This is a genomic window from Vibrio sp. 10N.222.51.C5 (assembly GCF_041474575.1).
Classification (GTDB): Bacteria; Pseudomonadota; Gammaproteobacteria; order Enterobacterales; family Vibrionaceae; genus Vibrio; species Vibrio crassostreae_C.
This window is the reverse complement of record NZ_JBFRUJ010000005.1, coordinates 58,644-72,377: the sequence shown is the minus strand read 5'-3', so window position 1 is coordinate 72,377 and position 13,734 is coordinate 58,644. Positions and strand designations below refer to the sequence as shown.

The window sequence follows — 13,734 nt, the reverse complement described above, 5'->3', positions numbered from 1 at the left end:
TATATTAGCTTTTCCTTAAGCAAAAGGTAGCACACCAACATAAGCGGATTTGCTTCCTTGATCTCAAAATAAGTCAGGCCTCACAAATGGAGGCCTGATTGAATTGAGCTACTGATTGTTTTTGCCTTTGCCCATGGTATTTTTGGGGTTCACCATGCCTTGATGAGCATTAAACTCTTGTTGAGAGATAGCGCGATCCGCGTTGCTATCTAACGAAGCAAAACTGTGGCTTTGATTGATATTTTTCAACGTACGTCCCTCTTCTGCTCGCTGGGCAATACGTTCTGAGCGTGCTTGATTGAACTCGGCTTCGGTTATCTTGCCATCACCATCGAGATCAAACTGTGAAAATACTGGGCGTGACATATTGTTATTCATGCCTTTATTCATGCCTTTATTCATGCCTTTATTCATTCCACCAGCCATTGCTCCGAAGGCAATAACGATACCGAGTAACGCGATTATCGTGCTTTTGATTTTCATGACGTTTTCCTTCTCTTTGTTTCACTACTTAAGAATATACTAATGTAAGTAAGATAACGTCATGTGATGTAAAGGTATGTAAAGATGGCTAAGTAGATATCGATTTATGTTCTTATCGGTTTGTAAGCGCAGCGCAACAGAAATTATGAAACTTCTGCCGCTAGTACTCTGGTAAGAGTACAGGCATAGCTATGTCCAAATGGTTTTCAAATTATCCCAAACTTTCAGCCACCGAAATCGAAACCGAAAAGCCAATGATATAAAATCCCTAGTTTCGAAAAATATGGCGATTTTTAGACATTCAGAGTGTTTTCGAACTTTTGCCCAGCAGTTTGCCTTGCAAATATCCAACAGACAAGGGATTACTTTTAGTAGGGCAAATACATGTTAACATTCTGTTAACTCTGACTGGTAATGGGGCAATAATGATTCCCAGAACATACAAAAAAGCCGCTGGATTGAACCCCAGCGGCTTATTATTTTCTAGCATCTAGCATCTAGCGCTTAGATTAGTTGTTGCTGTGTAGTTCGCTGTTTAGCTCAACAGCAGACTTGTTCGCAAGACATTCAATTTGGCCAGTGATTGAGTTACGACGGAACAGAAGATCAGAAACGCCAGCTAGATCGCGAGCTTTAATGATCTCTACTTCGTTGCCTTCTTTATCTAACATGCGAACCTTAGTACCCGCAGTCACGTAAAGACCAGACTCAACCGTACAACGGTCGCCCATAGGGAAGCCAAGACCAGCGTTTGCGCCTAGTAGGCAGTTTTCGCCGATAGAGATAACCATCGTACCGCCACCAGACAGAGTACCCATGATAGAAGCGCCGCCGCCGATGTCTGAACCGTTACCTACAACAACACCCGCAGAGATACGACCTTCAACCATGCTCACGCCAGTTGTACCAGCATTGAAGTTGATGAAACCTTCGTGCATTACTGTTGTGCCTTCGCCTACGTGTGCGCCAAGACGAACACGAGAAGTGTCAGCAATACGAATACCTGTTGGTACTACGTAGTCCACCATTTTAGGGAACTTGTCTACGCAATCTACAGACAGAGCACGACCTGCAAGGCGAGCTTCGATTTGACGCTCAGCCAGCTCAGGTAGGTCGATAGGGCCTTCGTTTGTCCATGCGATGTTGTGCAGTAGACCGAAGATGCCGTCCAGTACCGTACCGTGTGGTTGTACTAGGCGGTTAGAGATAAGTTGTAGCTTTAGGAAGCCTTCAGCAACTGATGCTGGCTTCTCGTCAGTAGCAAGAACAACAAGAACAAGTGGCTGTTCAGACGCTGCCGCTTTTTCTGCGAAAGATGCGTTAGCTGCATCATCGTTTGCTGCGAATGCTTTCGCCAGTTCTGCGCTTTGTGCAGCAGAGATTTCGATAGCTTGGTTGCCTTCAGCGTAACCTGACACTTCAGCTACAGCTGCTACAAGAGCGTCGCTTGGGTTTAGAAGCGGGTTAGGGAAGAACGCTTCAATGATTTTATTGTCGCGATTTTTGGTTGCCGTACCGAAGGCTAGTGAAAAATAAGCCATGTTGAATCTCCATGTGTTGAGTCTTGATTTTGCTATTCCAAAACAACGGCTCGAATAACAAGCGCTGCCGTTAGCAAAGTTAATTTAATTGCGTTCATCATAAAGAGAGCGCCCTCGTTATGAAAGGGCGTATCGGGATAAAGTCTGTAAAATGATATTGCTTGTCTTTTGAGAGATGGTTTTCATTATCCGGATATTATACCTCGCTCTTAAATATGGGCGTTCTTACTTAAGTAGCGCGGTGCCATTTCATTTCCATGCCTGACACTTATCTTTAGTCCATCCTCTTGTTAGCCGTATCAATAGAGTGAGTCACACTTTCTTTATAAATTCATGTTTATTATCAGAATTATTCGACTTCTGTTGATTAATCGCTTGTGCCTACAGTTAGGGTAAATACTCAACTTTCCAGACATGTAATTAAGAGAACGATCACTAAAACCCTGCAAGATGTCAGTATATTGCCTGCCATAACGACATTAAAACGATTAATAAAGGATCTTCTATGAATTTTACTAAGTCTTTACTGGTGTTATCTATCGGCGTAGCGATGGTTGGTTGTGGCTCGGACAGTGACGATATCGCAGTGACATGTGACACTGCCGCTTCTTGTACCAAGTTTACTGTTTTACATACCAACGATAACCATGGTCGCTTCTGGGAAAATAGTAAGGGTGAGTATGGAATGGCGGCTCGTAAGACGTTGATTGATAGTATTCGTGCGGAAGTGACTCAAAACGGTGGTGAGACGATCCTACTGTCCGGTGGTGACATTAATACTGGTGTTCCAGAGTCTGATATGCAGGATGCGATACCAGATTTTGTTGGCATGAACCTTCTTGGTTACGATGCGATGGCATTAGGTAACCATGAATTCGACAACACCTTGGATGTGCTTGAGATGCAATCTGAGCTAGCTGACTTCCCGATGCTTGCGGCGAATATTTATATCAAAGATGGAGACACAGTTACTGATGAACGCCTTTTCTCTCCATATAAAGTATTCACCATTAATGGTTTAAAGATTGCTGTTATTGGCCTGACAACCAAAGATACGGCTAAATTAGTTAATCCTGACAACGTCGCGACAATTCACTTTGCCGACCCACAAGTTGAAATCAAAAAAGCCATAAAAGAAATAGAGGCCAATGAAACGGTTGACCTGATTTTTGCTACCACGCATATGGGGCATTACGCAGATGGTCAGCATGGTAGTGAAGCGCCTGGCGATGTATTGCTTGCTCGCTCTCTAGAAGAAGGTCAGCTAGATGCAATTATTGGTGGACACTCTCAAAACCCTGTTTGTATGGAAGGCAATGAATACGCCGACTTCAACCCAGGGGATGACTGCAAACCTGATCAGCAAAATGGTACCTACATCATGCAAGCTCACGAGTGGGGTAAGTATGTAGGCAGAGCTGACTTTGAGTTTTATGACGGCAAACTGCATTTAGCGAAGTACGATCTGGTTCCTGTGAACCTAAAAGAGAAGGATGAAAACGGTGATTATCAGTTTATTCAATCTGAAATAAAGCCTGATGCAGCTGTAAAAGCTACTCTCTACCCATATCAACAACAAGGGCAAGATCTCCTCGATGTCATCATCTCAAAGACAGATGCAAAACTGGAAGGTGATCGTGATGTTGTTCGTTCAGAACAAACTAATCTTGGTCACTTGTTAGGAGAAGCATACCGCACTTATGAATTGGTGAATGCTGACTTTGGTGTAATGAACTCTGGTGGTGTCCGTGACTCAATTGCGGCAGGAGACATTGCTTATCGTGATGTACTGACGGTTCAACCTTTTGGGAACTTCGTGACTAAAGCAACGATGACAGGTGCTGAAGTAAAAGCGTATTTGGACGTTGTTGCGACGAAGACTGCAGGATCCGGCGCTTATGCCCAACTCGACAATATCAGCTTAACGGTTGACTGCGATTTGAGTGATGTGACCATTCGAGACATCAATGGCAAAGGTTTTGATTTAGCAGACACTTACACGTTCTCCGTGATCAGTTTCAGTGCGGCTGGTGGTGATGACTACCCAGTAATTGACGTTGAATCGACACAGTTAACGGATGCCTCGGTACTGCGCGAATTCTTTGTTAAGAACCCTGATGTCACTGCAGCGAATTACGCACCAGCGGATGGTGATCTAATCTACATGAGTAAAGGTTTAGAAGTAAAAGGCTGCCCTGCGAACTAATTTATAATTCGTAAACAAAAGCGCCAAAGAAAATAGCCAGCGAATCGCTGGCTATTTTTGTATCAGAAATTTGTTGTTCTGAGCTTAAACAAACAGCGCCTTATGAGCTTGTTCAATACCTTCAATCAGCATCTGCATACCAATAACGGCGAGTATCAAACCCATCATTCGGGTAATTACATTCAATGCACTTGGTCCAACGGCTTTAACGAAGCGCTCGCCAAATACAAACAATACGTAGGTTAAGGCGCATAGTAGGCCAAAGGCGACGATGGTGATGATGGTTTCGTAGATGCCTTCGGTGCTGGCAAAGTTCATCGCGGTGGCAATGGTGCCCGGTCCGGCTAATATTGGCATTGCCAGTGGCGAGACGGCGATACTGAGCGCCGCATCTTGTTGAGCGTCTGAGTTGACCTTCTCTTTTGCTTTAGAGTGTGTTGAGTCACCTTGCAGCATATGAAAGCCAATCAAGAACACGAGGATCCCGCCGGTGATACGAAGCGCGTAAAGCGTGATACCAAAGAGGTCGAAGATGAGTTTACCCGAGACAGCAAAGGTGCTGACGATGATGAAGGCGATGAACACTGAGCGGAAAGCGATAGACTTGACCGTTTCCCTATCATTATCACCTGTTAATCAAAGAAAGATCGGTGTGTTGGCGATAGGGTTCATGATGGCAAAAAAGCCCATGAACACGGTAATGGTATGAATGATGAGCTCTTTCATATTATTCCTTTGAAAATATGTAGTTAAATACGACAGCAGAATGTATTTAATCTTAGATACAAATAATTATTAGAAATAGATAGTAGAGCAAGTGTGAATAAAAAACAGCCAGCATAAGGCTGGCTGTTTGGTTTTAGTGATAGGTGTAGAGTTTTAGTCGTCCGTTATTGCTTGATTCTCAACTAACAGACTCTACATAACAGGCAGATTGTGGGACTCACTTTGTCGTTATGCGTGTTGAGATTCACTCACTGCCACAGCCAATGCAACCGTCGCTCCGACCATTGGGTTGTTGCCCATGCCGATGAAGCCCATCATCGCCACGTGAGCAGGAACTGAAGAGCTACCTGCGAACTGAGCATCAGCGTGCATTCTGCCCATGGTATCGGTCATGCCGTAAGACGCTGGGCCTGTTGCTACGTTATCTGGGTGCAATGTTCGACCTGTACCGCCACCTGAAGCAACTGAGAAGTATGGCAAACCTTGGCGAGTGCGTTCTGCTTTGTAGATACCAGCAACAGGGTGTTGGAAGCGTGTTGGGTTGGTTGAGTTACCCGTGATACTCACATCCACTTCTTCTCTGTGCATGATCGCTACACCTTCACGTACATCATCAGCGCCGTAACACAAGATCTCGCCACGAGGGCCTTGTGAGAAGCGGCGACGTTCTGTTTCAACTAGCTCACCCGTTTGGTAATCAAATTGAGTGCGAACATAAGTAAAGCCATTGATGCGAGAGATTAGGTAAGCGGCATCTTTACCTAGACCGTTCAAGATAACTTTCAATGGTGTTTTGCGTGATTTGTTCACGTTCAGTGCAATCTTGATCGCACCTTCTGCAGCAGCAAAAGATTCGTGACCCGCAAGGAAAGCAAAGCAGTGGCTCTCTTCATTGAGAAGGCGAGCAGCCAGTGCGCCATGGCCGATACCGACTTGGCGTTGCTCCGCAACACTGCCGGGTTTTGTGAATGCTTGAAGGCCTTCACCAATGATATTCGCTGCTTGTTCTGCGTTGTTCGCTTTACGGAACAGAGCCAATGCTGCACCAAGAGTGTAGGCGTCAGCGGCGCTTTCAAAAGCGATAGGTTGAGTGTCCATCACCAGCGCTTTTGGATCGACATTGTGTGATAGACAGTATTGGTTTGCTTGCTCTAAAGAGTCGAAGTTCATTTCTGCCAATACGCGAGTTACTGATTCATTAAATTGAGTGTTCATCATATCTTTCCTCTAAATTGGCAAAAATTATTGTTGGCGTGGGTTAATCGTGGTCACGGCTTCGTCGAAGCGACCATAAGTCCCAGTCGCAAGGTCAGCAGCTTCGTTCGCAGGTACGCCTTGGTTAATCGCCTTCATCATTTTGCCGAGGTTGAGATATTCATAGCCAATCACTTCGCTGTGATCATCAAGTGCAAGCTTAGTCACGTAACCTTCTGCAAGCTCTAGGTAACGAACACCTTTTGCTGAGGTTGAGTAGCTGGTGCCGACTTGGCTGCGTTGTGTTTGACCTAAGTCTTCTAACGCTGCGCCAATTTCTAGACCACCTTCAGAGAAAGCAGACTGAGTTCGACCGTAAACAAACTGTAGGAAGATTTCGCGCATCGCTACGTTGATAGCATCACATACTAAGTCAGTATTAAGCGCTTCAAGAATGGTTTTTCCTGTGAGGATTTCAGCAGCCATTGCGGCAGATTGCGTCATACCTGAACAACCAATCGTTTCGATTAATGCTTCTTCGATGATGCCATTTTTTACGTTAAGAGTCAGTTTTGCAGCACCTTGTTGTGGTGCACAAGTGCCAACACCGTGGCTTAAGCCAGAAATAGCGATGACATCTTTTGGGCTAACCATTGCGCCTTCAACTGGAATTGGAGCTGAATTGTGAAGGTCACCCCTTTGAATAGGGCACATTGATTGAATTTCTGAAGAGTAGTGCATAATGTTTTCTCACTTGTAGAGCCATTTAAGACCTAGGGCGTTGAGAAAACAGGACGTGTTGGAAGAGGTGCGGCTAATTCACTACAGATCTTGAGTATCGATAATCCAAAGGTGTTTTGGATCTTGGTCTTAATAGACTAAGTCCATTTCAAAATGGAAGAATAGCGATACGTCCAACAGTATTACCTGTTTTCGATTCTGTAGGAGTCATTAGCACTGTTCGAAAGAACGGGCGGTTGAAGCAAAAGCTTAGGTGGAACCCCATCACCTGATGGCTATAGATTAGATCTTTATCACACTTTCATGCAAGCGAATGTTTAGAGCGATTTCGACTATAAACAGAGTTCATTATATTTCGATAAGTATAAAAAAACGCCAATAACGAGCTCTAATTAGAGGTGTCATTGACGTTTCAACAGAGGTATCAGCTAGTTACGCTGCATCTTCTTCTGCGTCTTCAACAGCTTCAAGTTTCTTTTCTTTTTTCGGAGCTGGTTTGCGCTTAGCACCTAATGCATAAAGAACTTCTTCTTTATTCTTCGCTAGGTACATTGCAAGTTCTTCTTGCTTGCCTTCATCTTCAACTAAGTCGCTTTTGCTTAACAGTTCAAAAAGCTCATCAGCCATATCCAGCATTTTGTCGTATGCGTCAGCTTCGGCTTTAGAGGTAAAAGTCATTTTCTCTTCTCCGTTGCGTTCCACCACGTACTTGACGATAACAGCCATGGTTAATCCTCTAAGTTTGATAAATTTTACTGGCTTTTTATACAGTTTCTGATGTTAAAAGTCCAGTTGGAGCCCTAACAATGCGGCCTCAATCTTGATGTGTAGCCCAGTCTTCACAATAACTCATGAAAGATTTCAGCAGCGGGCTCTGGTATTTGTCTTTGTGTACCAGCATCCAGAAACGTCGTTTCATGTCGAGTGGGACATCGAGTGCTTTCACTCGGCCTGAGTCAATTGCTCGTTGCGCCGCCAGTCGTGATAAACACGCGAATCCAAGATTGGCAGAAACTGAATTGATGATCGCCTCGGTGGTGTTGAGTTCAAAGGATTCATACCAGTGTTCGATACGCGGTGCGACGGCACGAAGGAAAAACTCGCGAGTCCCTGAGCCTGATTCACGTAGAATCCAGTGACTATCTTCTAAATCGCTTAAAGTCACTTTTTCTTTTGAAACGAGAGGATGTTGATTACTAACAATAATACACATTTCATCGCTGCTAAACTGACTCGAAATGAGTTCAGGGTGTAATGTTTTTCCTTCAATTAGCGCGATATCAAGTTCATAATCCACCAACTTTTGGCAGATCAGCGCACTGTTTGAAATGAACAAGCTTTGATCCTGATGTTGAGTTCGTTCACGAAAGCCAGACAGAATAAACGGTGCGACCTGATTACCAATTGTGTCACTCGCACCGACCTTTAGATTGCCACTTAAAGGCTGGTCGTCACGGAACAAAACATCAATACCAGCAGCACGATGTAATATCTCATCCGCCAAAGGAAGAAGCTTTTGTCCTTCTTGATTGAGAATTAATCGGTTATTAACCCGGTCAAATAGAGAGTGACCGAGTTGTTTCTCCATTTCGCCTAGCGCCATGCTGACAGCAGCTTTAGAGAGAAACATCGCCTCAGAGGCAGCGGTCAATGTCGAGTGCTGGGTAATAGTGACGAACACTTTGAGTTGTTTAATTGAAATATTAGCCATCAGATTCCTAGTTTTACTCTGCTGGTGAAAATGGATTCTGTTCAGTATTGATGAACACTTGTTATATATAATTGGATATTGTTTAACGAAGCGCAAGCGTATTATGGCTTCAACAAGCTGATGAGTTCACAAGTTTAGTGAATTAAGTTTAAGAGAGGCTGACATGATTCAACGTATTAAATATAGATTAACAGGAGCTCCAACACCCATGGCTGGGTTAGCACTCGCAATTGCAAGCTTAGGCTGGTGTTGGGATGGTGTTTTAGTCGCACAAGGTATCTTACACACACCGGGTTTGGTGCAGTGGATCAGTGCTGGCATTGCGGCGGTATTACTTCTTGTTTTAGCTGTGAAATTTTTGATTCACGGCCACCTATTACGTGAAGACCTTGCACATCCTGTTGTTGGCAGTGTTGTACCCACATTCGCGATGGGTTGTATGGTGGTGTCTGCTTCGTTGGCTCCAATCTCTCAATTCTTACAAGAAACGGTGTGGCTCGCTTCGGTAGCTTTGCATGTCGTGTTCTTGGTGAGCTTCTTATACCACAGAGCTAAAAACTTTGAGATTCACCACATGGTGCCAAGCTGGTTTGTACCACCAATCGGTATTATCGTGGCAGACGTTTCTTTTTCAGGTAACCCGATCTTAGAACCCGTTGCTCACGCGACTCTAGTCTTTGGTTTATTGGTTTATGCGGTAATGCTACCTCTCATGATTTATCGTTTGATCTTCTCTCATGAAGTGCCAGATGCGGCGAAACCAACCATTGCGATTATGGCGGCACCAGCAAGTCTATCTCTAGCTGGCTACCTAACGGTGACGGCAAATCCTTCGCCAGTTATCATCGGTCTATTGTTTGGTATTGCAGTGCTAATGACGTTCATTATCTATATGGCGTTTTTCAAACTACTTCGTCTGCCATTCAGCCCTGGTTATGCAGCGTTTACCTTCCCAATCGTGATTGGTGCAACAGCCTTGTTTAAACTGGCGGCTTGGATGCAAACTGTTGGTGTGGAAGCTCACTATGTGGATCAAGTGTTCAACCTAGCGTATCTAGAATTGATTGTGGCAACGTTTGTAGTGGGTTATGTGGCGGTTCGTTATTACATGAATTACAAACCTCACCGTGTTCTAAGTGCGGTAGGTAGTAGATTGTAAGAAGCAATAGTTCAAAAGATAAACGGACCTTAAGTTTTCAGTATTTCATAAGCTTATATTCCTAATCCAAACACGGCACTTATGCTAATCTGGCTTTATATTGTGGCAAGATTAGCGTGAGTGCACTTTGTTTACTGTTTACCATTCCAATAAAGTTGATACTTTAAAAATTCTTCTCGTTCACTTAATCAAAAGTGACCCTTTAGCCAATCCCTTCGAAAAAGAGCAGATTCTGGTTCAGAGCCCGGGTATGTCTCAGTGGCTTAAGATGGAACTCGCCAAAGAATTTGGCGTAGCAGCAAATATCGATTTCCCACTCCCAGCAACCTTCATTTGGGATATGTTTACCCAAGTGCTTCCTGATGTGCCTAAGCGCAGTGCTTTTAACAAAGAAGCGATGACGTGGAAGCTGATGAGTTTGCTACCCGCTAAGCTTGACCACCCTGATTTCTTACCCTTACAACGCTATCTTGAAAACGACGAAGATGATTCGAAGCTGTATCAATTGGCTGAGAAGATTGCCGATATCTTCGATGGATACTTGGTATATCGTCCTGAGTGGATGGCGATGTGGGAAGCGGGCGAGCCCGTTACAGAATTGATTGATGGTGAAGGGCAGCAAGAACACCCTTGGCAACCGATTTTGTGGCAAGCACTCTATGAGAAAACCTTGTCTCAAGGCCAATCTAAGTATCACCGTGGCAACTTGTATCACGACTTCATTGAAGCGCTAGCCAAGCAACAAGGTCAACTGCAACATCTGCCTAAACGCTTATTTGTGTTTGGTATTTCTTCGTTGCCTCCTCGCTACATGGATGCATTGAAAGCGCTTGGCGAGCAGATTGATGTGCACTTGATGTTTACCAATCCTTGCCAACATTACTGGGGCGATATTCGCGATCGTAAATACTTGGCAAGAGTTGAAGCCCAGCGTCGTAAGCAGTTTGCGTTGGTTGATGGTTTACCTCAACTAGAAGGCGAAGTATCACCACTGAAAGATGGCATTGAAGCAAACGTTGAAGACGAACTACACACCAGCCAAGCTGTCGGTAATAGTTTGCTGGCGTCTATGGGTAAATTAGGCAGAGATAACCTGTTCTTGTTATCTCAATCTGACAGCGAAGAGCACGAATTCTTTATTGATGTTGAGAGAGATAACCTACTTCACCAACTGCAAGCCGATATTCTCCAGTTAGAAGAACATCAAGACGACCACATCTTAGATTCCAGCAACCATAAACAGGTGGTTGAGCTTGGCGATCGCTCTCTGACCGTACATGCGTGTCACAGCCCAATGCGTGAGGTTGAAGTCCTTCATGATCAGCTGTTGGCGATGTTTGATGCCGACCCGACACTGAAGCCACGCGATATCATCGTGATGGTGTCTGACATTAATGCTTATAGCCCAGCGATTCAGGCGGTATTTGGTAATGCTCCGGGTGAGCGCTATATCCCATATTCAATCTCAGATAGAACCGCCGACCAAGAAAGCCCAATATTGACTGCTTTCATGCAGCTGGTCGCGCTACCGAATACGCGTTGTTTAGCGTCTGAGTTACTAGAGCTATTAGAAATTCCTGCAATGATGGCGCGCTTTGGTATTGATGAGTTTCAATTCGAGCAAGCCAAGCAATGGGTTGAAGAAGCGGGCATTCGTTGGGGTGTTGACGCTTCAACGGCGACAGAATTTGACCTACCTGCAACCGAGCAAAATACCTGGCTATTTGGTATCCAGCGTATGTTGTTGGGCTATGCGATGTCGGACTCTGCGGGCTTGTTTGAAACTGAACACTCTCCGATTGCCGCTTATAACGAAGTTCAGGGTATTAACGCCGAACTTGCGGGTAAGTTAGCGCACTTTATTGACCGTATCGCTCATTACCGCCAACGACTAACTGAAACCCAATCAATCGATATGTGGCGTGAAACCTTGCTGCAAATGATTGACGATTTCTTTGCCGTTGAGCTAGAAGGCGAGGTGGTGCTTAAGTCGATTCGTGATGCACTTTCTCAACTGAATGAACAGCTTGATGATGCCTTGTACGAACAAGAGCTATCGCCAAGCATCATTTATCAGTACTTAAACAATAAACTGTCGGGCGCGCGTATCAGTCAGCGTTTCTTAGCGGGGCAAGTGAATTTCTGTACTCTGATGCCGATGCGTTCTATCCCGTTCAAAACCGTTTGTCTATTAGGCATGAATGACGGTGTTTACCCTCGCTCAATGCCGCCAGAAGGCTTTGATTTGATGAATGGGCGCACGCGTCCCGGTGACCGTTCTCGTCGAGATGATGACCGCTACCTATTCTTAGAGGCGATGTTGTCGGCGCAAGAGTGCTTGTACATCAGCTATGTCGGCCGCTCGATTCAAGATAATACTGAGCGAGTGCCGTCGGTATTGGTTTCAGAGTTGATTGAGTACTGCCAGCAAAACTACTGCCTAAGTGAAGACCAATCATTACCAAGTGATGATTCAGGCATCAAACTGACTCAAGCGATCAGCTTTGAACACACAATGACGCCGTTCAGCCCTGCAGCCTTTACTCAAGGTGATGCAAGCCATGTATTGAGTTACGCCAAAGAATGGCTTCCTGCGGCTAACCGTTCCGGTGAATGCAGTGGCGAATTCAATCGTGCGTTGGATGACTATTTGCTTGGTGCGACTTATCCGTTAGAACTCGATCTGGTTGAACTGCAGCGTTTCTGGCGCTTGCCGGTACAATACTTCTTTAATCGTCGCCTAAAAGTAGTGTTTGAGCCACCGCTTCCGGTAATGGAAGACGATGAGCCGTTCGTGCTTAATGGCTTAGAAAGCTTCCAGCTTAAGGATGCTCTGCTGCAAGTGTTGCTAGACCATCCAGAAGGGGCTGATGAAGCGGTTCGATTGTTTGTCTCTGAGCAAAAAGCACAGGGCCGATTACCGGTCGGCGCTTTTGGTGATATCGAATTTGAAACCAATCGCGTTCAAGCAGAAGACTTAGCCAAAGAGATTCGATTTGTAAGTGGGCAGCCACAGCAAGATCTTGAGGTAAATATTGAATTTGACGTGCTAGGCGAGGGTAAACCCGTTCGTTTGATGGGTTGGCTTACTCAAAACTATCAATCGGGGCTGGTACGTTTTCGTAGTGGCAAAATTCGTTCGCAAGATTACTTGGCCGCGTGGATCGATCACTTGTGTTGCGCAGTGATGGGGCACGGCAAAACGACTCATATTATTGGTTATGACAGAAAAGAAGGTGTGGTTCACCAAACGCTACAACCTATCGGTGATGCGCAGCAGGCGAAGAGTTTATTGGCTGAGTTAGTGCGACTGTTTTATCAAGGTATGACGGCACCACTGCCGTACTTCCCGAAAACCGCCTTGGCCAGCGTTGAAGCGGGTTTTAGCCGCGGTAAATGGGTCGATGATGAAGAGAAGTCGCTCAAGAAAATGGCCGATACTTTTAATGACAGCTTCGCTTTCACGGGCGAGGGTCGAGATACCTACATCTCGCGTATTTGGCCTAAGTGGGACGATGAGCTGGCGGCTGAGTCGCGTATGTATTCAACGCTTGTGTTACAGGCGGCAAGGTTGGCTGCTGCCGATCTGGAAGATCAGGAGTAAGTGGCTGTGATCGATAAGATCAATTGTGTGTACGCTGAACTAATGAAAGACGAAAGAGAGTCGCTGGTAAGCATTTGGGACGCTTGCTTTCAAGGTGAAGGGAATCAAGATGAAGAGAAGCAAGGTACAGTAAATAAAGTGGCCGCCAGTAAATCATTATTAGTGTAGGGCGTTCGCTGTACGGCCACAGGTCAGAGGGACCATTATTCTGTGGTTCTAAGTAGGCAATGAGTATAAGACTCGAATCGCGCTCCTGAACTCGTGGGCGCATAGTAGCGAGGCGATCCGAATTGATCCGTGAGAGAGATCGCACTAACTATTAACAAATCAGCGTAGGACGTAAATTGAATGACGTTTTCCATGCTAGGT

Annotated in this window: 10 protein-coding genes, 1 pseudogene and 1 riboswitch; of the genes and pseudogenes, 4 read left to right on the top strand and 7 right to left on the bottom strand. The window is 45.1% G+C overall.

Features of this window, described 5'->3' with window-relative positions; translation table 11 throughout:
• Positions 1-108 precede the first annotated feature (108 nt).
• Positions 109-483, bottom strand: a complete 375-nt coding sequence (locus AB4558_RS01060; protein ID WP_372110118.1) for an EF-hand domain-containing protein — start codon at positions 481-483, stop codon at positions 109-111.
• Between the two features lie 509 nt (positions 484-992).
• Positions 993-2,024: a 2,3,4,5-tetrahydropyridine-2,6-dicarboxylate N-succinyltransferase gene (gene dapD / locus AB4558_RS01055; RefSeq protein ID WP_017059885.1), complete on the bottom strand. Its 1,032-nt coding sequence runs from the start codon at positions 2,022-2,024 to the stop codon at positions 993-995.
• 505 nt (positions 2,025-2,529) lie between these two features.
• On the opposite strand from dapD, the gene ushA reads away from it, so the two are divergent.
• Positions 2,530-4,230 (top strand): bifunctional UDP-sugar hydrolase/5'-nucleotidase UshA, encoded by a 1,701-nt coding sequence (gene ushA, locus AB4558_RS01050; RefSeq protein ID WP_017064205.1) that lies wholly within the window; start codon positions 2,530-2,532, stop codon positions 4,228-4,230.
• Between the two features lie 84 nt (positions 4,231-4,314).
• On the opposite strand, the pseudogene AB4558_RS01045 reads toward ushA, so the two are convergent.
• From AB4558_RS01045 to AB4558_RS01025, 5 genes and pseudogenes are all read right to left on the bottom strand, one after another.
• Positions 4,315-4,956: pseudogene (locus AB4558_RS01045) on the bottom strand (MarC family protein).
• Between the two features lie 228 nt (positions 4,957-5,184).
• Complete coding sequence (locus AB4558_RS01040) at positions 5,185-6,174, bottom strand: GGGtGRT protein (RefSeq protein ID WP_372157711.1); 990 nt, start codon at positions 6,172-6,174, stop codon at positions 5,185-5,187.
• A gap of 24 nt (positions 6,175-6,198) precedes the next feature.
• Positions 6,199-6,891 carry an iron-sulfur cluster assembly scaffold protein gene (locus AB4558_RS01035; RefSeq protein WP_017068533.1) on the bottom strand — a complete coding sequence of 231 codons (693 nt, stop codon included), beginning with the start codon at positions 6,889-6,891 and terminating at the stop codon, positions 6,199-6,201.
• A 194-nt stretch (positions 6,892-7,085) separates the two neighbouring features.
• A riboswitch (Fluoride riboswitch) is annotated at positions 7,086-7,169 on the bottom strand.
• Positions 7,170-7,323: 154 nt separating this feature from the next.
• A complete protein-coding gene (locus tag AB4558_RS01030; protein ID WP_004735185.1) occupies positions 7,324-7,617 on the bottom strand; it encodes a YebG family protein in 294 nt (97 codons plus the stop codon).
• An 88-nt stretch (positions 7,618-7,705) separates the two neighbouring features.
• A complete protein-coding gene (locus AB4558_RS01025; protein WP_372157708.1) occupies positions 7,706-8,602 on the bottom strand; it encodes a LysR family transcriptional regulator in 897 nt (298 codons plus the stop codon).
• Between the two features lie 208 nt (positions 8,603-8,810).
• On the opposite strand from AB4558_RS01025, the gene AB4558_RS01020 reads away from it, so the two are divergent.
• From AB4558_RS01020 to AB4558_RS01010, 3 genes are all read left to right on the top strand, one after another.
• Positions 8,811-9,761: a TDT family transporter gene (locus AB4558_RS01020; RefSeq protein ID WP_372157705.1), complete on the top strand. Its 951-nt coding sequence runs from the start codon at positions 8,811-8,813 to the stop codon at positions 9,759-9,761.
• Between the two features lie 127 nt (positions 9,762-9,888).
• A complete protein-coding gene (recC, locus tag AB4558_RS01015) occupies positions 9,889-13,365 on the top strand; it encodes an exodeoxyribonuclease V subunit gamma (RefSeq protein ID WP_372157702.1) in 3,477 nt (1,158 codons plus the stop codon).
• Between the two features lie 27 nt (positions 13,366-13,392).
• On the top strand, positions 13,393-13,533 hold the full coding sequence (locus tag AB4558_RS01010) for a hypothetical protein (protein WP_372157797.1): 141 nt from the start codon (positions 13,393-13,395) through the stop codon (positions 13,531-13,533).
• Positions 13,534-13,734: the final 201 nt, after the last annotated feature.

What these genes read in the sequence shown, in the direction of transcription:
- AB4558_RS01060 (WP_372110118.1), bottom strand. Translation starts at nt 483, where the DNA reads ATGAAAATCAAAAGCACGATAATCGCGTTACTCGGTATCGTTATTGCC.
- dapD (WP_017059885.1), bottom strand. Translation starts at nt 2,024, where the DNA reads ATGGCTTATTTTTCACTAGCCTTCGGTACGGCAACCAAAAATCGCGAC.
- ushA (WP_017064205.1), top strand. Translation starts at nt 2,530, where the DNA reads ATGAATTTTACTAAGTCTTTACTGGTGTTATCTATCGGCGTAGCGATG.
- AB4558_RS01040 (WP_372157711.1), bottom strand. Translation starts at nt 6,174, where the DNA reads ATGATGAACACTCAATTTAATGAATCAGTAACTCGCGTATTGGCAGAA.
- AB4558_RS01035 (WP_017068533.1), bottom strand. Translation starts at nt 6,891, where the DNA reads ATGCACTACTCTTCAGAAATTCAATCAATGTGCCCTATTCAAAGGGGT.
- AB4558_RS01030 (WP_004735185.1), bottom strand. Translation starts at nt 7,617, where the DNA reads ATGGCTGTTATCGTCAAGTACGTGGTGGAACGCAACGGAGAAGAGAAA.
- AB4558_RS01025 (WP_372157708.1), bottom strand. Translation starts at nt 8,602, where the DNA reads ATGGCTAATATTTCAATTAAACAACTCAAAGTGTTCGTCACTATTACC.
- AB4558_RS01020 (WP_372157705.1), top strand. Translation starts at nt 8,811, where the DNA reads ATGGCTGGGTTAGCACTCGCAATTGCAAGCTTAGGCTGGTGTTGGGAT.